We start from the raw sequence: 23,880 nt of genomic DNA, 5'->3' as shown, positions 1-23,880 counted from the left end.
GTCGATATAGCCCGGCCGACGGCACGAAGGCCCTCTTTTTTCGCCCGCCGCTGCTCGCGAGGGAAATCAGCCGGCGTTCTCCAGCGCCACCAGGGCCGCGGCGACGGTGAAGAACTTGTTGGCGCCCAGCTGGCGCACGGTTTTGATGTTGAACGCTTCCTCGAGATGCTTAGCGTCGGCGTCGGTGACGCCGGCCAGCGCCGCAGGCGACGCATCCAGGATGTCTTTGAGGGTCTTCTCCTCGTAGGCCTTGTTGAGCGATTTGGCCAGATCAACCGAGACTGCCATCGGGCTTCTCCCTAGAGTCGTTTGCTACGGGTGGTCGAATGGGCGCCACCGTAGCTAAGCAACCTGACCATTGCCTGCCAATTTCCTGGCAGGGTTGCCGTTCTTCGGGGTCTAACGGTTTGTCTGACCCGGCGGATTCTCAGGGCTGGAGGACCAGTACCAGGTTGCTCACCAGAAACTCCCGCAACCGTGGGACCGATGTCATCCACCAGGCCCATCGCGGGTGGTAGCGGGGAAACGCGGCGACCAACGCTCCAGTGCCGGCCGCCCACTGCAGGCCGTCGGCAGCTGACACTGCGAACAGCGATGATCCGTAGTCGTTCTTCGGCCGATGGCCGTGTTTTCGGGTGTACATCTCAGCGGCGCGCGCCCCGCCGAGATAGTGCGTCAGCCCCATCTCGTGACCGCCGAACGGGCCCAGCCACACCGTGTAGGACAGCACCACCAACCCGCCCGGCCGGGTGATCCGCAGCATCTCGTTACCCAGCAGCCACGGTTGCGGCACATGCTCGGCCACATTGGACGACAGGCAGACGTCCACGCTGTCGTCGGCGAACGGCAGCGCCATCCCGGATGCCCGCACGAACCCGCCGCCAGTGGCGTCACCCCCGGGACCCGCATGCATTTCGCGCGGATCGGGTTCGACACCGATGTAATGCATCCCAGCGGCCTCGAATACGGAGGCGAAGTAGCCTGGCCCGCCGCCCACGTCGACAACGGTGCGTCTTGTCGCGAGTTCACCGGTGCAGCCGGTCCACAGATCGGTGACCATGGCAACCGTGTCCTCGGCCAGCGCGCCGTAGAACCGGGCCGGTTCGGTCTGCTCGAAGCGGAACTCGCTCAGCAGGCGCACCGAGCGCCGCAGGCCGGCCCGGCGGGCGAAGAGTGCGGTGGGCTGCACCCGCCCAAACTACTCACCGGTACCCTCGACACGATGTCCGACCGCCCTGTCCGTTCTGTCCTGCTGCTGTGCTGGCGCGATACCGGCCACCCGCAGGGCGGCGGCAGCGAGGCCTATGTGCAACGTATTGGCGCGTATCTGGCCGGTCGTGGAGTCGATGTCACCCTGCGCACGGCCCGGTATCCGGGTGCGGCCCGCGATGAAGTCGTCGACGGCGTGCGGATCAGCCGTGCCGGCGGCCGCCACACGGTCTACATCTGGGCCGGTCTGGCGATGGTTCTGGCCCGCATCGGTCTGGGGCCGCTGCGGCGCGTGAGGCCTGATGTCGTCGTCGACACCCAGAATGGTCTGCCATTTCTGGCCCGGCTGGCGTTCGGCCGGCGGGTGGCGGTGCTGGTCCACCACTGCCACCGTGAGTTGTGGCCCGTGGCGGGTCCGGTGATGGGCCGGGTCGGATGGTTCGTCGAGTCGCGGTTGTCGCCGCGACTGCACCGATACAACCAGTACGTCACGGTGTCTTTGCCCTCGGCCCGCGACCTCAACGAGCTCGGTGTGGATTCCGGTCGAATCGCCGTGGTACGCAACGGTCTTGACGAAGCCCCGGCCCAAAGCCTCGTACTCCCGCGCTCGCACACACCGCGGGTGGTGGTGCTGTCACGGCTGGTGCCGCACAAGCAGATCGAGGACGCGCTGGAAGCGGTTGCGACGCTGCGGGCCAGCACCCCGGACCTGCACCTGGACATCCTCGGCGACGGTTGGTGGCGGCAGCGCCTGGTCGACCACGCCGAGTTACTCGGCATCAGCGACGCGGTGACGTTCCACGGCCACGTCGACGATGTGACCAAACATCATGTGCTGCAACAGAGTTGGGTGCATGTACTGCCGTCCCGCAAGGAAGGTTGGGGGCTGGCGGTGACCGAGGCCGCCCAGCACGGCGTGCCGACCATCGGCTACCGCGCCTCGGGCGGGCTGACCGATTCGATCGTCGACGGAGTGACCGGGCTACTGGTCGAAGACCGCGACGGCCTCGTCGAAGGACTCGGCCGGCTGCTGGCCGATGGCGTGCTGAGGGTCCAGCTGGGCAGCAAGGCGCAGACCCGTAGTGATGAATTCTCCTGGGCGCAGAGTGCCGAGGCGATGCGCACCGTGCTGGAGTCTGTGCGCGACGGGCGTTACATCAGCGGCCTGGTCTAAGTTTCACAACAGTCACATCTGTCACCGGGCGGAAACCATAGTGGGTGAGCCCGCCTGTTAGCGACAAAGTCGCCGAAATCGTCACATAGGCACCACAGGCATCAGTCATTTCGCGCCAGCCAATCCCATGCGCCAATTTGGCATCACAGGACCCTTTTCGTCTCACTGGTTACGCGCCCGCGCTGCGAGCGACACAGTCGATAACAGTCGGGCGCAGAATATTCTGTTGCTGGTGCGACTGGCGTTGTTAGCGCGTCCAGTGAGGTTTGTCACGCGGTGCCGCAGTGAACAGCGTTGCAGCTGAGGCGATTTCCGCGACTTTGTCGATAACAGTCGGGCGCAACGCCTGTGCTCTCCGAGCCGGGACTGATGTGGTGGGTGTGACTGCACCGGATGCGCTAGCCGCGCCGAAACGACTTGCGCACGGTCTGCACTGCCAACCCGATCCCGGCAGCCATCAGCAACCCCAGCCAGACCAGGTGTGCAGCGATCAGGATGCCGCGATGCGCCGCCGCGGGCGCCGACCCGCCGATCCGCTGCACCGCGACATCGCCGCCGGTCTCACGAACCACCCAGCCGACACCGGCGTCGGCCAGTTGCCGCGGTGACGCTCCGGACAGCAGCAACTCCTGCACGGCGCGTGCCCGGGCGCCCTCACCCGGCACGATGTATCCGCCGATCGACAGATCACCGGTGCTGAAGACTTCGGCGCGCAGCCAACGGGGCAGCGGGTCGAGCACCGGTGCCGGCCCGGCCCAGGAGAATTGCCGCATGATGTCGGGCGGGAGCACGGCCACCGGCCGAGGATCGGCATTGATCTGGGTGGCGGCGGTAGCCCAGCTGGCCGGATAGCGCACGGCGCGCATCTGGCCGCCCACGCCCCACGCCAGGTCGGGCAGCACGGCGATCAATGCCGCACAACACACCGCAGCCGTCGCGGTCGTGGAAAGCCGGCGGCGCATCGTCATCGGAGCTGCCGCGGCCGCCAACGTATACCCGGGCATGGCCAGGGCGACCCACTTCTGCCCGTCGCGCAGCACACCCAGCCCGGGAACCGTTCGCACCACAGCCTCGACGAATGCCATCCCGGGCCCAGTCGCCGTCAATGCCGGGCCGACGACAGCGACAGCGGCCAAGACCAGTAGTGGCAGCGTCATACGTCTGGCGGGATTGCGTAATACGACCGGCAGGCCCGCAGCCACCACCCCTAGCAGTACCAGCGTGGCGGGCAATGCGAACAACGAGGCTCGCGACGCAGGGGTGGCTGCACTGTTCCAGATACCGCCGAGCCCGGCCAGGCTGCCCAGTGTGCCCAGCCCGGGTTCGGCACGCGCGGCGAATGCGTGGATCCCGGCCGAGGATTCCGCCGCCAACGCCGACGAGTTCACCGCACCCCCCACCAGTGCCGCAGTCAACCAGGGTGTCGCGGCTAGCACCGCGGCCACCACGCTCAATCCCGCGAGCCGGGCCCGTCCCCAGCCGTCACCGGGTACCGCGACGCAGGTCAGCGCTACCGCCATGGCCAGCATCAGACCCGTCGGTGTCAGCCCGGCCACGGCGGTCCAGAACGCCAGTGCGAACGCCGCTCCTCGCGTGCGGGAGTTGTTTTGTCGTCCTTGCGTGCGGGACCCGGTGCGCAACCGTATCGCCGCGGCCGCGACCCACGGCAGGCAGCCGTAGCCGACCAGCAGACTCCAGTGGCCCTGCAGTAGTCGCTCAGCGACGTACGGATTCCACCCGGCCAGCGTTGCGGCGACGAATTGCCCGGCCCGGCCTGCGTCGGGAAGGACGTCGGCGGCCAGCCGGGCGGCCCCCCACGACGCCAGCCAGAGGCCCGCCACTAGCAATGCCTTGACCACTACGCCGCCGTTGAGCACAGCCGACATCACCGCGACGAAGAAGTCCTGAGGAACCGCGCGGGGGGCCGACTCGGACAGGCCCAGTGCAGCATCGGTCAGATACGAGCGCGGTGTCGACACCGCGTCACGCAACAGCAGATAGCCGGGCCCCAGCACCGGCGCCGTCACCAACAACGACAGCGCCAGCGAATAGGCCGGCAGCCAGAACCGGGACGAAATCAGGCTGGTCGGTCCGGTGGCAGGTCAGAGGGCCGCTGTGCGGGCAGCTTTTCGGTCTTGGCCTCGGCGCCGGGCACTTGGATGCCCTGGGTGTCGAAGAACCCGTGGTCGGCGTTGTCCAGGCCCGGGTCGATCAGCGTCGACTCGGCGCGCAGCACGAACCAGGCCAGCAGCGCTCCGCCGATCATCATGACCAGGCCCAGCGCGGTGAACGTGATGGGTAGGACTCGGGACCACAGCGCAACCCGGTCGCGTTCGTCGCGGGCGGACGCGACCTGCGACTCGATGGTGCTCTCGTTGGAGGTGACTTTGTAGTCGACGTAGGTGACCTCGGGCTTGAGGGCGTCGCGGGCGTAGTACTGGTAGCCGTGGTCGGTGGCCTTGACGATGGTGCCCGACACCGGATCCACCCAGAAGGTGCGCTGCGCGGCGTAGTAGCGATTCATCGTGATCTCTTCGTCCGGCTCGCCCGGCACACCCCACACCGAGGCGCGAGCCTTGACGGTGCTGTCCACGTCGTCTTCGTACAGCGAGGCGTACTTCACCGGCTCGACCAGCTTGCCGTCGGCGTCGTAGCCGACGTTTTGGGTGAACCGATAGGTGGTCAGCCCGTTGACGTCTTCTTCGCCGTCATAGTTCGCGTCGAACGCCTTCTGCGCGATCGGGTCGAACATCTGGTAGGTCTTCTTCGCGGTGTCGAACGGGAACCGGTAGGTCAGCCCCTCGTGCGGCAGCGCGACGGTGGTGGGCGGCTTTTGGTCGTCCATGGAGCGCGGCCTTTGGATGGAGCCGCCGGGGTTGGTGTCCGAGGACACCGCCAACGCTGTGCTGCGGTTCATGGTGACGGTGTCGACCATCGCCAGCAGCAGGCCGGTGTCCTGCTGGCGGTCGGTCCGCCGCAGGGACGTGCCCACTTGCAGGGTCACCACATCGGCGTTCGCCGGGGCTTCGACGCTCATCTGCTGTTGCATCGCCACCGGCACGTTGCGATCCACGGAGAACTTCTCGGCCGTCAACGAGGCTGGGTCGAACGCGGTCCCGGTGCCTTCGCTGACCAGAGTGGTGTCCAGATTGAGCGGGATCTTGGCGATCTTGCCCTTGGTGTAGGTCGTCAGCAGCAGAGCGGCGATCAACAGGGCTGCACCCAGCCCCATGAGTCCGCACGCCGCGATACGCAGCGCCACAGCGCGGTTCAAACCGGGCCTCCTTTGGTGTGGGCCAACTCGTCCTCCAGGCAAACCCGTTCGACCCTAACAGCACTATTTAAGGCCATCACTTACGACAAGGACATCTCGTGGCGGCAGTCCACCTCGGGTTTGGCGTGCCTGCGCCGTCCCGGCACACTGGTCGTCGTGGCAACCCGGCAATCGGACCGGCATCCGGACCCGAACCTCGAGGTCGGCGGGACGAGGAGCTTCCTGCCGGCAGTCGAGGGCATGCGTGCCTGCGCCGCCATGGGTGTGGTGCTGACCCATGTGGCATTCCAGACGGGGCACACCACCGGGGTGATGGGGCGCATCTTCGGCCGGTTCGACCTGGCTGTGGCGGTTTTCTTCGCGCTGTCGGGCTTCCTGTTGTGGCGCGGTCATGCGGCCGCCGCCCGCGGATTGCGCCCGCGGCCCCGCACGGGTCATTACCTGCGGTCGCGGCTGGTCCGGATCATGCCTGGATACGTGGTGGCGGTCGTGGTGATCCTGCTGCTGCTCCCAGAGGCCAAGGCCGACTTCACGGTGTGGCTGGCCAATCTGAGCCTGACGCAGATCTACGTTCCGCTGACCTTGACGGCCGGGCTGACCCAGATGTGGAGCCTGTCGGTGGAGGTCACCTTCTATCTGGTGCTGCCGCTGCTGGCGTTGTTGGCCCGGCGCGTTCCGGTGCGGGCCCGGATCGGGGTCATCATCGCGATGGGCCTGCTCAGCCTGGCCTGGGTGTGGATCCCGTTCGACGGCAGCACCGGGCTCAACCCGTGGAACTGGCCGCCGGCGTTCTTCTCGTGGTTCACCGCGGGAATGGTCCTGGCCGAGCTGACCGTCACGCCGTTCGGCTGGGCGCACCGGCTGGGCCGGCGTCCTGTGCTCATGACGCTGATCGCGGCGGTGGCATTCGGGATCGCCGCATCGCCGCTGGCCGGGCTGGAGGGATTGCGACCGGGATCGGTCGAACAGGTGATGTTGAAGACGGCGATGGGCGCCGTGGTCGCTGCTGCGGTACTGGCCCCGCTGGTGTTGGACCGGCCCGATACACCGCACCGGATCCTCGGCAGCCGGGTGATGGTGACGCTGGGCCGCTGGTCCTACGGGTTGTTCGTGTGGCACCTGGCTGCTTTGGCGATGGTGTTTCCGATGATCGGCGAGTTCCTGTTCAACGGCGGCATGCCTGCTGTGCTGGTGCTGACGTTGGCCTTCGGCTTCGCGCTCGCGGCCGTCAGCTACGCCCTGGTGGAGTTTCCGTGCCGGGAGGCATTTCGGCGTTGGGAGTATCGAAGCCAGCGTCCCGTCCCGCCGCTGGACAGCTCGATCACCGATGAACCAGAACCGGAGCCGGAGCCGGCGCTGCGCTGACGCCCGTTCAGTAGCAGGCCTAGTCGGCGGCTTCGACGGCGGCCATGGCCTCGGGGGTGACCGGGTCGAGGATGTCGTCGAAGTCGTGATGTTGTGTGACGTACTTGACGACGTACGGGCAGACGGCGACGATGCGCTTGCCCGCCGCGCGGGTGTCGGTCAGCGCCGCAGAAACCAGTTCGCCCGCCAGGCCGCGGCCGCCGAACTTCTCGTCGATCTCGGTGTGGTAGAAGACGCGCTGATCGCCGACGTCGACGTAGGCCTCGAGGCCGGCATGCTCGCCGTCGACGGTGATCTCGTACTGGTGCCTTTCCGAAATGTTGCGAACGTCAGCCATGGTCTTCACTATGCCGCAGCGACGCCGACATGCCGGCGCTGTCTCGCGCGATCTGAATTCGGTAGGACCGCATCACGGTGACGGGCCTTTGACTGTGAGCCACATCACAGTAATATGACCACTGGTCATCCCGCCTGGATCTGAGGAGGTCCAGATGTCACACACACATTTCGGCTCACTGAGCCGCGGCGGTCTCAACTGGGACAGCGTGCCGTTGCGGTTGTTCGCCGGAGGGAATGCGAAGTTCTGGAATCCAGCGGACATCGACTTCTCCCGCGACCGGGCGGACTGGGAGGCGTTGACTGATCGCGAACGGGAATACGCCACTCGGCTGTGCGCTGAGTTCATCGCCGGCGAGGAGGCGGTCACCAAGGACATCCAGCCGTTCATGAGCGCGATGCGGGCCGAGGGACGGCTTGGCGATGAGATGTATCTGACCCAGTTCGCCTTCGAGGAGGCCAAGCACACGCAGGTGTTCCGAATGTGGCTCGACGCGGTCGGTATCACCGACGATCTGCACAACTACTTCGATGACCTGCCGGCATATCGACAGATGTTCTACGAGGAGCTTCCGGCCTCCCTCGACGCTCTCTACACCGACCCGTCACCGGCCGCCCAGGTGCGGGCATCGGTGACCTACAACCACATCGTCGAAGGCATGTTGGCCCTCACGGGATACTATGCGTGGCACAAGATTTGCGTTGATCGCGGCATCCTGCCGGGCATGCAGGAGCTGGTCGGCAGGATAGGTGACGACGAGCGGCGCCACATGGCGTGGGGCACGTTCACGTGCCGCAGACACGTCGCCGCCGACGACGCCAACTGGGCGGTGTTCGAAGCCCGGATGAATGAATTGATCCCGCTCGCATTGCGACTCACCGAGGAGGGCTTCGCCCTCTATGCCCCCGACATTCCCTTCGGCCTGGTCCAGGACGAGTTCATGCAGTACTCCGCAGACAAGGGCATGCGCCGGTTCGGCACGATCAGCAGTGCGCGCGGCCGCCCGCTCGAGGAGATCGACCTCGACTATTCACCGCTGGTATTGGAGGACACCTTCGCCGACGAGGATGCCGCGGCGCTCGCATCGACCTGAGTCTCCTGAGCGCCTGACCCGCGCGGCCGGAACACCACCGTCGACGCCGCGACGGATGCCACCGAGATCAACGCGAGCAACTGCACCCACGGTGAGTGCCCCACATACCCGTCGACCGAGCGCCACGGATTCTGCGACAAGGCGGCCCCGGCGAGAATCAGCCCGCCCGCCGACAAGCCGAGTGTGATTCGGTCACACCAGGATTCATGGTCGCGCAGCCAGTAGCGCACACCTAGGGCGGCCGCGACGACGAGCAGTCCCGGCACCCCGGAAATCGCCGCGCCCACCGCGAGCACGCCCAGGCTCGTGAGCACCGGACCGGGCTGCCACGGCCGGGCCGCAGGCAGTTCCGGGGACCGGCGCCGCACCGGCAGCAGCGCCAACAGTGCCAGCAGCGGCAGCAGTGCCAGCCCGCCGATCAAACCGGCCCGGTAAGGCCGGTTGGAGTCGAACGACAAGGTCACCGTGCCTGAGGTTCCGGCCGGAACCACCCAGCCCTGTTGCCATCCGTTGACGGTTACCGGTTCGAGCCGGGTCCCCGCCGCGTCGCGGGCAATCCAGCCGGGGTTGATGCTCTCGGGCACCACCAGGATCCGCGAGGTCGACGTGGGCGCCACCCGCACCTCTCGACGGTCCGGTCCCCACTCCGGTGTCTCAGCGAGAGTTGTTGTCGCCGTGGGTAGTTGGTCATTGAGCGTGGACAGCGCGATGCCGTCGACGACGAATGCGGCCCCCGGGCTGACGAGCAGCTCCTGCTGGCCGGCCGGCAGCGATATCGGATCAGTGCGGCACGGCTGGGCCGGGATCGGGTCGCCGTCGAGCAGCGCCGCGACAGTGGTGCGGACCGAGGTCTGAATGAACTGCCCTGCCACACCGATGATCGGACCCTGCCCGCACGGCAGTGAGACGACGCGGGCACGGTTGGTGGCGGCGTCGGCGGCACCGATCGGCTGGCCATGAGTATCGAGCACCGAAATCTCGGCCAGCCCAGGCGGTTTGAGCTGATCGAAACCGAGTGAGGTGCGGTCGATGATGTCGTTCCAGCTCAGCAGTGAGACCGTGATGGTGTCCGTCACCCGCGGTTTGAGCTTGAGCGTCTGCGGTTCACCGGTCCCCGGCAGCTTGTGCACCTGCGGACCGTCGCCAAGGTCGATCGACACCAGCTTCGGATGAGCCGGCGGCTCAGCCGCGCCCGGATCGATGCGCAGCGCACCCACTTCGGCCGCGGCAGGGAGCTTGAGCGTCAGCGTGGGTGGCGCATTGAACTGAACCACCCGCTGCGGAGCCGTCCACGACGTGCGGGGATCGCCGTCGGTGGCCGCGAATGACGAGCCGAGCACGTCGATCGGATCGGCGTCCCCAAACGCTCGGGTGGTGCCCGGTTGAGCGGCCAGATCGGCCAGCTTGGGGCCTTGGCGGGCCCGCACCCACACCGTCGGGCGTACCTTGGTGGGCTCCGGAACGGTCAGCGTGCGGCTGAGGTTCACCGGCTCCTCGGAGGCCAGCGCCATCGCCGCAGCGCATCGCACCCCGACGGGGCTTTCCGCGCATCCGGGCCGGCCCAGCAGCTCGGTACCCAGATCCCATTGCGCCACAGTCGAACCCGGCGGCGGCGCGGGTACCTCCACGGTGTGCCGCAGGTTGATGGGGTGGGCGTAGCCGGATGCGTCGTACTGAGTGACGGCCAGATCGGTGATGCCGAACTGCACGCCCGGAGAGCCGTCGTCGGTGGCCACCGCGGTGACCCGCACCCACGGGGATTCCCCGACCGGCAGCGGTATGGTCAGCGGCTTACCCGCGGTGTCGAACCGCAGCGTGCTGGTGCCGGTCGCGGTGGCCACCTCGATGCGGCGGACCTGTGCGCCTACGGCGGTGGCACTCGGGGTGATGGTCAGGGTCGCGTTGGTGATCGGATGGTCGAAATCGATCTGCAGCCACTGGCCGACGGCGGCCTGCAGGGCGTTGGACACCCACGCGGTCGACGGGTCGGCATCGATCGCCGCGGCCGGTCCCGTCGCGGGAGCGACGTTGGGCAGGGCCGTCGAATCCGCCGCCGAACTCGACACCGTCACGCGCCCGCCGTCCCAGTGGCCGTACACCGGGTCGGTCCCGCGGGACGGGTAGTCCGGCACCCGGTTGTAGGTGTGCCGTTGATCGTCGGGCGTGCGGATTGCAGAGGCATGGTCGTCGACCCGGCCGTAGTCGATCTCGCGGGCCTGCGGGGTATCGGTGACGACTACGCCGTGGCCGCCGACGGTGATGGGCAGTCCGGCACGCTGCGCGTCGGCCGTCAGGAGCATCGGTCCGAGTGGCGGCAGGCCGGACAGGCGGCGGCGTTCATCGAGACGCAGCAGCGCCTCGGGTGCGCCGTCCACGCGGGCCATGGTGTCGGGGTTGACCAGATACGGTTTGCCCGCCGCCGCGGCGCCGTCGACCCGGTAGATCTGCACCGCGGGGTAACGCGGCCGCAACCCGCTGTCGGCGATGAACCCTTCCAGGGTGCCAGGTCCGACCGGATCGCCGAACTCGGCCACTTTGGTGAGCCCACGGGACCCTTCCACAGAACGGTGCACCAGCACCGGGCGGGCCGACCGCGACGTATCCGGATCCAGGTCGTTGCGCACCACGACATATGAAATACCTTGCCGGGCAAGGGTATCGGCGAGTCCCGCGGAGGGTCGGCCGGCGGCGAACAAACGCTGCACCGAATCGAGCGCCCTGATGGTCTCCGGCGGGGTCAGTGGGATCGAGTCACGCACACCCCACGGGCTGCTGCCCAGCACCTGCAGCGGTTCGTCGTGGCTGGTGCCCCAAACCTGGGTGGCGAACGGGGCACCCGGCGCCACCAGCACGCGGCCGCGCTCGGTGTTGTGTTCGTCGAGCCAGTTGGCGGCGTCGTGCCAGTACTGCGGGATCGCGCTGAATGTACCCGGCGGTGCGATGCGGCCGGTCCAGGCGATCGCGGTGCCCGCCGCGAGCGCGGCCAGCACCACGATGCTCACCGCGACCCGCCGGTCCCGCTCCGGATGGGCGTACGCGCTCACCCACACCGGGCGCGGGACGGTGCCTGGCAGCGGAATCCGGCCCAGCAGGTGGGCCAGGCCAAGGGCCAGCGGCAACCGGATCACCGGTTCGAGTTTGTGCAGGTTGCGCAGCGGGGTGCCGGAGCCGTCGAGGAAGGCCTGCACCTGATGCGCGATGGGTGAGCCCAAGCCGCCGGAGTAGCCCAGCCCCAGCAGCACGATGCCGATCAGCAGCATGGTGATCAGCCGGCCGCGGGCGGGCATCGAACGCAGCGCCAGCCCGGCCAGGCCCGCCGCGGCCACCAGCGTGGTGGCCAGCACCGCGACCGTGCTGGTTACGAGCGACGCTGCGGCGGTGGCGCTGGGTGCGACGAACGGCGTCCAACTGTCGGTGCCACGCAGCATCTCGGTCAGCGAGGTCCACTGCGTGGTGACGCCGGAGGATTCGATGAAGTCGAGGAACGGCGGGCTGATCCGGCCCAACATCACTAGCGCGATCACCCACCAGGTGATGGCCAGAGCCGTGCAGCCGAACCACCACGCGGTGAACCGCAGCCATAGCTTGTTCGGCCGGTGACAGGCCCACCAGATCAGTGCGGCCAGGCATCCGGTGAGGGTCGCGACGGCGTTGACCGCGCCCATCAGAGCGACCGCCCCGGCTGAGCGGGCCGCCATCAACCGGATATTGTGCGGTCCCCGCTGGCCTACTCCCGCCCCTCCGGTCCCGCCCAAGGCCAGGATCACCGGCAGCAGGACCCACGGAGCCAGCATCATCGGCAGCGTCTCCGACGAGATCGCGCCCAGCGTGGTCAGCACCCGCGGGCACAACGCGAACGCGATCGCGCCGAGCACCCGCGAGCTGGTGCTGCCGATACCCAGGGCCTCGGCGACCCGCAGCAGGCCCCAGAACCCGACGACCAGCAGCAGCGCCCACCACAACCGCTGGGTGATCCAGCCCGGGATCCCGAGCTCATGGCCGATGAGAAAGAAGGTGCCGTGCGGGAACAGATAGCCGTAAGCCTGGTTCTGCGCCTGCCCGAACGGCAGGTCGCTGTTCCACAGGTTGAACGCGCGGGCCAAGAACCGCAGCGGGTTGGCGGTCAGGTCGAGCTTGGTGTCGGGGGAGATCTGCCCGGGCGACTGCGCGAAAGTCAGGACGAGAGCGACCGCGGCGACCAGCCATAACCAGCGCCGGGACAGCGGCGCGGCGGGACTACGTTCGGCGTGCAGGAGCGGAACGACCGAGCTTTAAGTACGGTCGCCGTACTCGACCCGGTTGAGCACCGACGACGCCGGATCACCCGCCTGCAGCGGAGGCTTCGTGTCCTGTTGCACCATCAGCGTCACACCGAACACGGCGGCCGCGCCCAACAACAGGCCGACCACAATGCTGGCGGCGGAAGGGACGACGAACCGGTTCACCCGGCCAACCTAGCACGGCCCCTCACACCAGGTAGGACAGCTTCGTATCGGCCCGGTCGTCCTCTTCGGTGGTGCGCCGGGCCTGTGCATACCGGCGGTGTCGAGCCCGAGGTCGGTTCGAGGCGGCCGTTGTGACTACCCTCAGGACACATGCCCCGCGTTCTGAGTGTGCTCGTCGCGCTGTCCGGACTGTTGCTGGCGTGTTCGCCATCGACCCAGGCGCCAGCGGATCACCAACATGCGAGCAGCAGCAAGCCGCTGCCCAAAGCGCCGGTCGCGCAGAGCTGCGATCTGACGGCACTGCCCACCCGCGACAAACTGGCCCAGTTGCTGACCGTCGGGGTGACCGACGGCGACGATGCCCGCCAAGTCGTGACCGAACAGCATGTCGGCGGCATCATGATCGGCAGCTGGACCGACCTGTCCATGCTTTCCGACGGTTCGTTGAAAGACATCGCAGCCGCGGCCGGTCCGTTGCCGCTCGCCGTCAGCGTCGACGAGGAAGGCGGCCGGGTGTCGCGCCTCGCGTCGATCATCGGCAAGCAGCCGTCGCCGCGGGTGCTGGCCCAGACTCAGACCTCCGACGAGGTGTACGGCATCGCGCTGGAGCGCGGCAAGAAGATGCACGATCTGGGTATCACCGTGGACTTCGCCCCCGTCGTCGACGTCACCGACGCCCCGGACGACACGGTCATCGGTGACCGGTCCTTCAGTGACGACCCGGCCAAGGTCACCGAATACGCCGGGGCCTACGCCCGCGGCCTGCGCGATGCCGGAATTCTGCCGGTACTCAAGCACTTTCCCGGTCACGGCCACGGATCCGGTGACTCGCATACCAATTCGGTGACGACACCTCCGCTGGCCGACCTGCAGCAAAACGATCTGGTGCCCTATCGCACGCTGACCACCGAGGCCCCGGTTGCCGTCATGGTCGGGCACCTGGAGGTTCCGGGACTGACCGGAACCGATCCGGCCAGCCTCAGCGCGCCGGCCTACGAGCTGCTGCGGTCCGGCAATTACGGTGGCCCGCCGTTCAACGGGCTGGTCTACACCGATGACCTGTCCAGCATGGCCGCGATCAACGAACGCTACGGCGTGTCCGCGGCGGTGCTCAAGGCATTGCAGGCCGGTGCCGACAACGCACTGTGGATCACCACCAAGGAAGTGCCCTCGGTGTTGGATGGCCTCGAAAAGGCTGTGGCGGCAGGCGAACTGTCGATGGACAGTATCAATGCATCGCTGCAGCGCAACGCCGCGGTCAAAGGCCCGGTGCGCTGCGGGGGCTGAGCCCCACCGATCTCCAGAACGTTGCCGCCGACGCGGTACACCGCCTGCTCGGCGAGTCGGGGATCGCGTCGGAGGCCGCGGCTGTGCCGTGGGATGGAGCAACGGCGCACAGAGCGTATGGCCTGACAGTTACCCTGATCGGATGGCAGGTGGAACCAAACGGCTGCCGCGTGCCGTCCGAGAACAGCAGATGCTCGACGCCGCGGTGCAGATCTTCTCGGTCAACGGCTATCACGAGACGTCCATGGACGCGATCGCCGCGCAGGCCGCGATTTCCAAGCCGATGCTGTACCTCTACTACGGGTCCAAAGAGGAGCTGTTCGGAGCCTGCTTGAACCGGGAGCTGACCCGGTTCGTCGACGTGGTGCGCGGGCAGATCGATTTCACCCAGAGCCCCAAGGACCTGCTGCGCAGTGCGGTATTGGCATTCTTGACCTACATCGATGCCAATCGGGCGTCGTGGATGGTGCTCTACACGCAGGCCACCAGCTCGCAGGCGTTCGCCCACACCGTACGGGAGGGCCGCGAACGCATCATCGATCTGGTGGCCAGGCTGCTCAGCACGGGAACGCGTAACCCTGCGCCGGACAGCGACTTCGAGATGATGGCGGTGGCGTTGGTGGGTGCCGGCGAGGCCATCGCCACGCGCGTCAGCTCGGGCGATGCCGATGTGGACGAGGCCGCCGAGCTGATGATCAACCTGTTCTGGCGCGGCCTCAAGGGCAAGCCGTCCGAGGCCTCAGACCACGAGGCCCTGCACCAGGCTGAACGGTGACGCTGTCGGCACCACGTTCGTGAGACGGAAACCGGCCTCCTGGTAGAGCTTTCGGTACTCCGCCGCGGTGCGCTCCCGGGCCGCGATTCCGATCAGCATCTCCATGTCGATCCATTTGCCGAGGAATTCCCGATCATGTTCGGGGATAACAGCTTCCACCAGCAGCAGGGTGGTGTCGGGGCCGGCGGCGGCGCGGATGTTGCGCAGAATCGACACGGCCTGCTCGTCGGGCCAGTCGTGAATGATGTTCTTCAGGATGTAGAGGTCCGCGCCCGAGGGTGCGCTCTCGAAGAACGACCCGGGGATGATCTCCACCCGGTCCTCAGTTCCATACTTCGCCAACAACTTTGGCGCACCCGTGACCACTTCTGGGAGGTCGTACAGGATGCCGCGGGCCGCCGGCGTTGCCTGCAGGATGGCCGAGAGCAGCCGGCCGTGGCCGCCGCCGACATCGGCGATGGTGGCGAACGGGGTGAAGTCGAAAGCTGCCACCACAGGAGCGATCGCGAGCTCTGAGATGCTGGTCATGGCGTCGTTGAAGATCACCCCGAGTTCGGGCTCGGAGTTGAGGTACTCGAACGCCTGCATGCCACGCATCTTGGGGATGACAGCTTCGCCGGTGCGTACGGCCTCGCCGAGGCGGCTCCAGTGTTCGCGGTGTTCCGGAGCGCCGACGAACCGTGCCATTCCGGCGATCGACACCGGGGCATCGGTCCGCAGCGGGTTGGCCAGTGCGTTGAGCGCGTAACGTCCGTCGCGGGTGCGACGAAAGATGCCCTCGCCGACCAGCGCGCGCATCAGCCGGTTGAGGGTGTCGGGGTTGGCGCCGACCCGGCGGGCCAGCTCCTCGGGCCGCAGTGGGCCGCCGGCCAGTGCGTCGGCCACACCGAGCTGGACAGCTGCGGTGATGCCTTGGGCCACCCAGGCGTTGAGGATCAGCTCCAACAGGACAGTCGGTGGCGGCGCCGACCGCCTATGCAACAGGCGCAGATGATGACGAATGCGGTCGACGGCGCGGACCAGCCCTACCGGGGGCACTTTGGCGGAAGTCACCGCCAGACTGTAGACAAAAACTGCCGCGTCACGAACTCAGAGGGCCGACACCGTCCCCGTGAGGTGCGGGTAGCCCTTCGACAGGTTGCGTAGCACCAGCTCCCAGCCATCGGCATCGCGTGACACGTAGAGCCCGGCGTTGGCCGGCAGGATCACCGGCTTGGCGAATCGCACCGAATACTTCACCGCGTCGGGCAGCTGTCCCTCGATATTCGCCAGAACTGCCGCGGCACTGAACATTCCGTGGGCGATCACGGTGGGGAAACCGAACAACTTGGCCGCGATCGGGTTGGTGTGGATCGGGTTGTGATCCCCGCTGACGGCGGCGTAGTGGCGGATCTGTCCCGGGGTGATGCGCAGGACCGCGTTCGGCGGCCCGAGCTTGGGCTGCTTCTGCGGCGGCGGCTTGGGTTCGTCGGACAGGCTGGTGCGCTGCTGGTGCAGGAACGTCGTCACCTGATGCCAGGCCAGGTCGTTGCCGACCTTGAGATCGGTGACGATATCGACAAGCAATCCGCGCCGGTGCTCGCGCAGGTTCTCCGCGTGGACCGTGGCACTGACGGTGTCGGTGACGGCGATTGGCCGGTACTGCGTGATGTGATTCTCGGTGTGCACCGAACCCATTGCGGAGAACGGGAAATCGAATCCGGTGACCAGTGACATCACGGTAGGAAAGGTCAGCGTGAACGGGTAGGTCAGTGGCAGGGTGTCGCCGAACCGCAGCCCGGTCACCTGCGCGTACTCCGCGACGTTGGCCGGGTCGATGGCCAGGTCGTCGACGGTGATCGCGCGGGTGGGCAGCGTGTCGGAGCGGGGGACGAACGGCAGCGCCCCCACCACGGCCCTGAGCATGTTGTTCACGCGGTCACGCCCCCAGCATGGCCTGGCCGCACACCCGGATCGTGTTGCCGGTCACGGCATTCGACGCCGGGTTGGCGAAGTAGGCGATCAGCTCGGCGACGTCGACGGGCTGGCCGCCCTGGAACAGTGAGTTGAGGCGCCGGCCCACTTCGCGGGTCGCGAGCGGAATCGCCTCGGTCATCTTGGTCTCGATGAATCCGGGGGCCACCGCGTTGATGGTGATGCCCTTCTCGGCCAGCACCGGTGCCAGTGCGTCGGTGAGCCCGATCATGCCGGCCTTGGTGGTCGCGTAGTTGGTCTGTCCGCGGTTACCGGCGATGCCGGCCATCGATGACAGGCCGATCACTCGGCCGCCTTCTCCCAGCACCCCTGCTGCCACCAGACCTTCGGTGAGCCGTTGCGGGGCAAGTAGGTTCACGGCGATAACGGAATCCCAGCGGTCCTCGTCCATGTTGGCCAGGAGCTTGTCGCGGGTGATGCCGGCGTTGTTGACCAGCACATCGACCTTGCCGCCATGGTGTTCGGCGACGTGCGCGGTGATCTTGTCCACGGCGTCGTCGGCGGTGACGTCCAGGGTCAGCGCCGTCCCGCCGACCTTTTCGGCGACCTTCGCCAGATCCTCGGCGGCACTCTGTACGTCCAGCGCCACCACGGCAGCGCCGTCGCGTGCGAACACCTCGGCGATGGTCGCGCCGATACCCCGGGCCGCACCCGTCACGACGGCGACCTTGCCGTCCAACGGCTTGTCCCAGTCGGCCGGCGCGGTCGAATCGGCGGCGCCCACCCGGAACACCTGCCCGTCGACGTAGGTGGACTTCGCCGACAGGATGAACCGCATCGTGGACTCCAGACCGCTCGCGGCGGGGCTGGCGTCAGCTGCCAGGTACACCAGAGCGATCGTGGCGCCACGGCGCAGTTCCTTGCCCAGCGACCGCGTGAAGCCTTCCAGTGCCCGCTGAGCGATGTGCTCGTGGACGCTGGCGGCCTGTTCCGGCGTGGTGCCGACGACGACGATGCGTGCGCACAGGCCGAGGTTGCGCAGCACCGGGGTGAAGAACTTGTATAGCTCTTTGAGGCCCGCGGCGTCGGTGATGCCGGTGGCGTCGAGAACGACGCCACCGAAAGAGTCGGCCCAGCGGCCGCCGATGTTGTTGGAGACGATGTCGTAGTCCTCGGCCAGGGCGGCGCGCAGGGGCTCAACCACGCGGCCACCGCCGGCGGAGCCACCGCCGGCGGAGCCGCCGATCAGCAGCGGTCCGGCCAGCGGCGGATCCCCGGCCCGATAGCGGCGCAAGGCCTCGGGCTGGGGTACACCCAGCTGCTTGGCCAGGAAGGATCCCGGCCCGGAGTTCACCAGTTGAGAGAGCAGGTCGGTAGCCATACACACGAACTTACTCCTGAGTAAGAACAGTGGGTAATATTGGCCCCGGACAACCCGAAAGTGGAGGGCAAACAGATGGCCAACAACACGACCCGGCGACGCGTTGCCGTATTGGGTGGCAACAGGATCCCGTTCGCGCGGTCCGACGGTGCCTACGCGAACGCCTCCAACCAGGACATGTTCACCGCGGCCCTGGATGGGCTGATCGACCGTTTCGACCTGGCCGGCGAGCGACTCGGCGCGGTGATCGGCGGGGCTGTGCTCAAGCACAGCCGTGACTTCAACCTGATGCGCGAATGCGTGCTGGGCAGCGCGCTGTCGCCGTACACGCCGGCGTTCGACGTGCAGCAAGCCTGCGGTACGGGCCTGCAGGCGACCATCGCCGCGGCCAACAGCATCGCGCTGGGGCAGTACGATTCGGCGGCCACCGGCGGCGTGGACACCGCGTCCGACGCCCCGATCGCGTTCGGTGACGACCTGCGCCGGGTTCTGCTCGGACTGCGCCGTGCCAAGTCGAACGTCGACCGGCTCAAACTGGTCGGCAAGTTGCCGGCCGCTGTCGGCGTCGAGATTCCCGCCAACAGCGAGCCGCGCACCGGCAAATCGATGGGTGAGCACGCCGCGGTGACCGCCAAGGAAATGGGCATCAAGCGCGTCGACCAGGATGAACTGGCCGCCGCCAGCCACCGCAACATGGCCGCCGCCTACGACAGCGGGTTCTTCGACGACCTGGTCACGCCGTTCCTCGGCCTGTACCGCGATAACAACCTGCGTGCCGATTCGACTCCGGAGAAGCTGGCCAAGCTCAAGCCGGTGTTCGGGGTGAAGCTGGGCGACGCCACGATGACCGCGGGTAACTCGACCCCGCTCACCGACGGGGCCTCGGTGGCGCTGCTGGCCAGCGATGATTGGGCACAGGCTCACGGCCACGAGCCGCTGGCCTACTTCGTCGACGGTGAGATGGCGGCTGTCGACTACGTCAACGGACCCGACGGCCTGCTGATGGCGCCCACCTATGCTGTGCCGCGCCTGCTGGCCCGTAACGGCCTGGCACTGCAGGATTTCGATTTCTACGAGATCCACGAGGCGTTCGCGTCCGTCGTACTGGCCACCCTGGCGGCCTGGGATTCCGACGAGTATTGCAAGGGCCGCCTCGGCCTGGATACCGCGCTGGGCACCATCGACCGGTCCAAGCTCAACGTCAACGGTTCGTCGCTGGCTGCCGGGCACCCGTTCGCCGCCACCGGCGGGCGTATCGTCGCCCAACTTGCCAAGCAGCTGGCTGAAAAGAAGCAGCAGACCGGGCAGCCCGTGCGCGGTCTGATCTCGATTTGTGCCGCCGGCGGCCAGGGTGTTGCGGCCATTCTGGAGGCCTGACATCCCCTGACCAGGTTCGATGGGCTCGGCGAAGAACATTCGAAAAGTTTGTTTTCGCAAGTGTGTAACGGCCTGTGCGAGGGCATCGATACACGGGTAGCTCCGTGTTGCCGTCTGACCCCCCGACCCGACGGCAACACGGGGCCACCTTCAAAGCTGCGTGTGAATTCCGGTCGATTTTCCTCTGGTCTGAGGGGTACTTGAGGCGTAGGCTCGACCGTACGACGGGTTCGGGAGTGACTGATCCGAAGAGTCGGTCAAAGGGGTGAAAGACCGGCGGCGCGAGACCGATTGAGACGCCCCCAAATGTCCTCCCGGACCCGCCCTATTTTTTTGTCTCCGTGGGCCCTACAACGTCGCGAGGGCGTCGTCTATGTCGGCGATCAGGTCGGCGGGGTCTTCCAGGCCAATGGACATGCGGATCATGCCGTCGGTGATGCCTCTTACGGCGCGTTCCTCGGGAGTCAGGTCGCGATGGCTCGTGGTGATCGGTTGGGTCACCAGGCTTTCCACCCCGCCCAGGCTCGGGGCGATCGAGAACAGTCGTAGCTTGTCGACCACGGAAGCGGTCTGCTGGACGTCGGCGTCAAGGATGACGCTCAGCATGCCGCCGCGGCCGCTCATCTGCTTGGCGACGATCGCGGCCTGCTCGGCGTCCGCGAGTCCGGGATAGCGGACCTCGGCGACTCGCGGGTGCCCGACGAGATGCGCTGCGATCTGTGCGGCGGTTTCATTTTGGGCCCGCACCCGCACGGGCAGACTGCGCAGTGAACGTGCTAGCAGCGAGGCGACCTCGGGGGCGATCATTTGGCCGAGGTTCTTGCGCCACAGGTTGATCGGAGCCAGGAGATCGGCAGCTCCCATGACGGTCCCGGCGACCAGATCCGAATGCCCGCCCAAGTACTTGGTGGCCGAGTGAACCACCAGATCGGCGCCGAGCAGCAGTGGATTCTGATTGACCGGCGTGGCGAAGGTGTTGTCGACGACCGTAAGCACCCCGGCGGCCTTGGCGGTCGCGGCGACCGCGGCGATGTCGAACACGTGCAGCCGTGGGTTGGTCGGGGTCTCGAAGTACACCATGCGGGTGCTGTCGGTGATGGCCGCGGCGAGTTGGTCGCGTTGGTCAGCCCGCAGGAACGTTGTGGCGATTCCGAGGTGGGGAAGGTTGGTCTGGAGCAGCTCGTAGGTGCCGCCGTAGACATCACCGAGGCACACGATGTGTTCGCCAGCACCAACATGTGCGAGGAACGTCGCCGATTCTGCGGCCATCCCGGAGGAGAACGCTAAGGCTTGCTCAGCGTGTTCGAGGTTGGCAAGTTTGGCCTCTAATGCCCGTACGGTCGGGTTGAGCCCATAGCGGGTATAGAGATTGCCGGGGCGACGTCCTTCCACGACGTCGAGCAGGTCGGCGGTCGTGTCGAACCCGAACGTCGAATGCCCATACAGCGGTGAGTGCAGAGCACCCTGGGAATCGCGGACGTCGCCGGCGTGCACGCTGCGGGTTCGGAGTCCATGCCGATCGTCGTCAGTCATTGCGGGCCTTCCGTGTCGTTGGGGTCGGTGAGACCACACTCGGTCGCCGCCCCGCTCCTATGAGGATGGCATTTAGCCGGTCGGGCTCATCGGCAGGGCGCCATTAAGGCATGCGTCGTCGAGCCGAATCGCACGACGACCTCGCATTAGGCGGGCGGCACCGCGCTCAACCGCGGGACTGTAAACCGTTCAGCGCCCAAATGGTCAGATAGGCCAGCCCGAAGAACGCCGCGACGGCCGTTGCCACCCCGGTCGACTGAACGTAGGACAGCGGTGAGCGCACCCACTCGAACGTTGCCGCAACGACCGCGTCGGGCCGCCTCACCAGGTCCCAGGAGTTCCACCGCTGGAACCGCCCGATCACCACGCCGACCGCGCACAGGCCCACTGAAAGGACCGCCACCAACCAGCCCCAGACGCCGCCGAAAGTACGCTCGATTCGCTTGTGCACCAACAGCATTGACACCACACCGAGTAGGATGCCGGTCCAGGCCGCGAACCCGTACTGCAGCACATGCCGCCACAGTTCGTAGCCCTCGCCGAGGTGCACCAGATCGGTGACCAGATAGGGCGAGTTCGGCAGGAATGCCAACCAGCCGAGGCCCAGCGGTAGTAGCCAGAGCCGTCGCTCCACCAGGTCGAAGGCGACGGCGAAGATCATCGGGATCCACGCCAGAATCAAGTTCCACACCAGGAATTTGGTGGGGTAGGACAGTGGGGCGGCAGGGTCGGTGATCCCCAGGGCGAGAGTCAGCGCGGTCGTCGCCATCAACGAGACGACCAGCAGGATGCCACGGGCTTCGGTCACCGGACCAGTTTGCCGGGTCCGGGGCGTCTGCGACTAAATGCGCCTTTAGAAGGCCGCCTCGTCCAGCTCCATCACGTCGTTGTCGAGGGTCTCGATAACCTGGCGGGTGCTGGTGAGCAGCGGCAGCATGTTCTTCGCGAAGAACGACCCGGTGGCGATCTTGCCTTCGTAGAAGAGTCGGTCGTCAGCCCCCATCGACTGGCCGGCGCCGGCATCGAGCTTCTCGATAGCCACTGCGGCCTGGCGCAGCAGCAGCCAGCCCAGCAGCAGGTCGCCGACCGAGAGCAGGAAGCGCACCGAACCGAGGCCCACCTTGTAGATGCTCTTGGGGTCTTCCTGCGCGGCCATCAGGTAGCCGGTCAGACTGGCGGCCATACCCTGCACGTCGGCAAGCGCGGTGGCCAGCAGAGCCCGCTCGGTCTTCAGCCGGCCGTTGCCCGACTCGTTCTTGATGAACTGCTCGATCTCGCCGGCCACAAATGCGAGCGCCTGGCCCTTGTCTCGGACGATCTTGCGGAAGAAGAAGTCTTGCGCCTGGATGGCGGTGGTGCCCTCGTACAGCGAGTCGATCTTGGCGTCGCGGATGTACTGCTCGATCGGGTAGTCCTGCAGGAAGCCGGAGCCGCCCAGGGTCTGCAGGCTCTCGGTCAGCTTGGCGTAGGCCTGCTCGGAACCGAAGCCCTTGACCACCGGCAGCAGCAGGTCGTTGACCTTGTGTGCCAGCTCGCCGTCGATACCGTGCAATGCCTTGGCGACGTCCTTGTCCTGGAAGGTCGCGGTGTACAGGTACAGCGCGCGCATGCCCTCGGCGTAGGACTTCTGGGTCATCAGGCTGCGACGGACGTCGGGGTGGTGCGTGATGGTGACGCGCGGCGCGGTCTTATCCATCATCTGGGTGAGGTCGGCGCCCTGCACGCGCTCCTTGGCGTATGCCAACGCGTTGAGGTAACCGGTCGACAGGGTCGCGATGGCCTTGGTGCCTACCATCATGCGGGCCTGCTCGATGACGTCGAACATCTGGGCGATGCCGTTGTGCACCTCGCCGACCAGCCAGCCCTTGGCAGGCTTGCCGTGCTGGCCGAAGGTCAGCTCACAGGTGGCCGAAACCTTCAGGCCCATCTTGTGCTCGACGTTGGTGACGTAGACGCCGTTGCGCTCGCCCAGCTCGCCGGTCTCGAAGTCGAAAAGGAACTTCGGCACGAAGAACAACGAAAGACCCTTGGTGCCGGGGCCAGCGCCCTCCGGGCGGGCCAGCACCAGGTGGAAGATGTTCTCGAACAGGTCGTCGGAGTCGGCCGAGGTGATGAATCGCTTAACACCGTCGATGTGCCACGAGCCGTCGTCCTGCTTGATGGCCTTCGTGCGGCCGGCGCCCACGTCCGAACCGGCATCAGGCTCGGTGAGCACCATGGTGGCTCCCCAACCCCGCTCTGAAGCGAGGACGGCCCACTTTTTCTGCTCTTCGGTGGCGTTGTTGTAGAAGATCTGCGCGAAAGCGGCACCGCCGGCGTACATCCACACAGCCGGGTTGGCGCCCAGGATGTGCTCGTTGAGGGCCCACAGCAGCGCCTTGGGGGCGGGCACGCCGCCCAACTTCTGATCGAGGCCGACCTTGTCCCAGCCGCCGTCGATCGCTGCGCGAACTGATTTCTTGAAGGACTCCGGCAGTGTCACGGAGTGGGTCTTGGTATCGAACACCGGCGGGTTGCGGTCACCGTCGGCGAACGAATCGGCGATGGGGCCCTCGGCCAGGCGCGCCATCTCGTTGAGCATCTCGCGGGCAGTATCGGCGTCCAGATCGGTGTAGTCGCCTGCTCCGAGAGCCTTGTCCAAACCTAAGACGTCGAACAGGTTGAATACCTGGTCACGGACGTTGCTCTTGTAGTGGCTCACAGTTCCTCCTCGATG

At 66.9% G+C, this 23,880-nt stretch carries 19 protein-coding genes; 6 read left to right on the top strand and 13 right to left on the bottom strand.

All coding sequences use genetic code 11. From position 1 onward, the window contains the following. Positions 1–66 precede the first annotated feature (66 nt). Together B133_RS0116920 and B133_RS0116915 are read right to left on the bottom strand one after the other, a co-directional pair. A complete protein-coding gene (locus tag B133_RS0116920; RefSeq protein WP_018602715.1) occupies positions 67–288 on the bottom strand; it encodes a hypothetical protein in 222 nt (73 codons plus the stop codon). A gap of 139 nt (positions 289–427) precedes the next feature. Continuing rightward, positions 428–1,189: a class I SAM-dependent methyltransferase gene (locus B133_RS0116915; RefSeq protein ID WP_018602714.1), complete on the bottom strand. Its 762-nt coding sequence runs from the start codon at positions 1,187–1,189 to the stop codon at positions 428–430. A 33-nt stretch (positions 1,190–1,222) separates the two neighbouring features. Between B133_RS0116915 and B133_RS0116910 the strand changes: the two genes are divergently transcribed. Continuing rightward, positions 1,223–2,383 (top strand): glycosyltransferase family 4 protein, encoded by a 1,161-nt coding sequence (locus tag B133_RS0116910; protein WP_018602713.1) that lies wholly within the window; start codon positions 1,223–1,225, stop codon positions 2,381–2,383. A gap of 398 nt (positions 2,384–2,781) precedes the next feature. Here B133_RS0116910 and B133_RS0116905 read toward each other — a convergent pair whose 3' ends face one another. Beyond that, a complete protein-coding gene (locus B133_RS0116905) occupies positions 2,782–4,443 on the bottom strand; it encodes a hypothetical protein (protein WP_198291081.1) in 1,662 nt (553 codons plus the stop codon). Positions 4,444–4,460: 17 nt separating this feature from the next. After that, entirely contained in the window at positions 4,461–5,657 is a 1,197-nt protein-coding gene (locus B133_RS0116900; RefSeq protein ID WP_026256532.1) for a DUF3068 domain-containing protein, read from the bottom strand. A 240-nt stretch (positions 5,658–5,897) separates the two neighbouring features. On the opposite strand from B133_RS0116900, the gene B133_RS0116895 reads away from it, so the two are divergent. After that, positions 5,898–7,022, top strand: coding sequence for an acyltransferase (locus tag B133_RS0116895; protein WP_051088135.1), 1,125 nt, complete (start codon positions 5,898–5,900; stop codon positions 7,020–7,022). A gap of 19 nt (positions 7,023–7,041) precedes the next feature. On the opposite strand, the gene B133_RS0116890 is transcribed toward B133_RS0116895, so the two are convergent. After that, positions 7,042–7,359, bottom strand: a complete 318-nt coding sequence (locus B133_RS0116890) for a GNAT family N-acetyltransferase (protein WP_026256531.1) — start codon at positions 7,357–7,359, stop codon at positions 7,042–7,044. A gap of 154 nt (positions 7,360–7,513) precedes the next feature. Here B133_RS0116890 and B133_RS0116885 point away from each other — a divergent pair, with 154 nt between their 5' ends. Then, positions 7,514–8,452 carry a R2-like ligand-binding oxidase gene (locus tag B133_RS0116885; protein WP_018602705.1) on the top strand — a complete coding sequence of 313 codons (939 nt, stop codon included), beginning with the start codon at positions 7,514–7,516 and terminating at the stop codon, positions 8,450–8,452. On the opposite strand, the gene B133_RS22960 is transcribed toward B133_RS0116885, so the two are convergent. Further along, on the bottom strand, positions 8,386–12,705 hold the full coding sequence (locus B133_RS22960; protein WP_232423370.1) for an alpha-(1->3)-arabinofuranosyltransferase: 4,320 nt from the start codon (positions 12,703–12,705) through the stop codon (positions 8,386–8,388). The genes B133_RS0116885 and B133_RS22960 overlap by 67 nt on opposite strands. 18 nt (positions 12,706–12,723) lie before the next feature. Continuing rightward, positions 12,724–12,897: a DUF2613 domain-containing protein gene (locus tag B133_RS23840; protein ID WP_018602702.1), complete on the bottom strand. Its 174-nt coding sequence runs from the start codon at positions 12,895–12,897 to the stop codon at positions 12,724–12,726. A 150-nt stretch (positions 12,898–13,047) separates the two neighbouring features. Between B133_RS23840 and B133_RS0116870 the strand changes: the two genes are divergently transcribed. Together B133_RS0116870 and B133_RS0116865 are read left to right on the top strand one after the other, a co-directional pair. Further along, a complete protein-coding gene (locus B133_RS0116870) occupies positions 13,048–14,184 on the top strand; it encodes a glycoside hydrolase family 3 N-terminal domain-containing protein (RefSeq protein ID WP_018602700.1) in 1,137 nt (378 codons plus the stop codon). A 142-nt stretch (positions 14,185–14,326) separates the two neighbouring features. Further along, a complete protein-coding gene (locus B133_RS0116865; protein WP_018602698.1) occupies positions 14,327–14,959 on the top strand; it encodes a TetR/AcrR family transcriptional regulator in 633 nt (210 codons plus the stop codon). Here B133_RS0116865 and B133_RS0116860 read toward each other — a convergent pair. Genes B133_RS0116860 through B133_RS0116850 form a run of 3 tightly spaced genes read right to left on the bottom strand, consistent with a single transcriptional unit; the run spans position 14,924 to position 18,254 of the window. Next, positions 14,924–16,012, bottom strand: coding sequence for a methyltransferase (locus B133_RS0116860; protein ID WP_026256530.1), 1,089 nt, complete (start codon positions 16,010–16,012; stop codon positions 14,924–14,926). The two genes, B133_RS0116865 and B133_RS0116860, sit on opposite strands and share 36 nt — an antisense overlap. Positions 16,013–16,048: 36 nt before the next feature. Further along, on the bottom strand, positions 16,049–16,864 hold the full coding sequence (locus B133_RS0116855) for a MaoC/PaaZ C-terminal domain-containing protein (RefSeq protein ID WP_051088134.1): 816 nt from the start codon (positions 16,862–16,864) through the stop codon (positions 16,049–16,051). A 13-nt stretch (positions 16,865–16,877) separates the two neighbouring features. Further along, on the bottom strand, positions 16,878–18,254 hold the full coding sequence (locus B133_RS0116850) for a 3-oxoacyl-ACP reductase (RefSeq protein ID WP_018602692.1): 1,377 nt from the start codon (positions 18,252–18,254) through the stop codon (positions 16,878–16,880). 75 nt (positions 18,255–18,329) lie between these two features. On the opposite strand from B133_RS0116850, the gene B133_RS0116845 reads away from it, so the two are divergent. Next, the gene (locus B133_RS0116845) at positions 18,330–19,631 is read left to right on the top strand and encodes an acetyl-CoA C-acetyltransferase (RefSeq protein ID WP_026256529.1); all 1,302 of its coding nucleotides are present in this window, start codon (positions 18,330–18,332) and stop codon (positions 19,629–19,631) included. A 348-nt stretch (positions 19,632–19,979) separates the two neighbouring features. Here the strand turns inward: B133_RS0116845 and B133_RS0116840 are convergent, their stop codons facing one another. From B133_RS0116840 to B133_RS0116830, 3 genes are all read right to left on the bottom strand, one after another. Beyond that, positions 19,980–21,164: a PLP-dependent aspartate aminotransferase family protein gene (locus B133_RS0116840; protein ID WP_018602689.1), complete on the bottom strand. Its 1,185-nt coding sequence runs from the start codon at positions 21,162–21,164 to the stop codon at positions 19,980–19,982. A 166-nt stretch (positions 21,165–21,330) separates the two neighbouring features. Beyond that, on the bottom strand, positions 21,331–21,972 hold the full coding sequence (locus tag B133_RS0116835) for a DUF1361 domain-containing protein (protein WP_018602687.1): 642 nt from the start codon (positions 21,970–21,972) through the stop codon (positions 21,331–21,333). 45 nt (positions 21,973–22,017) lie between these two features. Continuing rightward, positions 22,018–23,865, bottom strand: a complete 1,848-nt coding sequence (locus B133_RS0116830) for an acyl-CoA dehydrogenase (protein WP_018602686.1) — start codon at positions 23,863–23,865, stop codon at positions 22,018–22,020. Between the last annotated feature and the right edge of the window lie 15 nt (positions 23,866–23,880).

Origin of the sequence: Mycobacterium sp. 155, assembly GCF_000373905.1 — a bacterium.
Classification (GTDB): Bacteria; Actinomycetota; Actinomycetes; order Mycobacteriales; family Mycobacteriaceae; genus Mycobacterium.
Note: the sequence above shows the minus strand (reverse complement) of the source record. Positions and strands in the feature narration are given on the sequence as shown.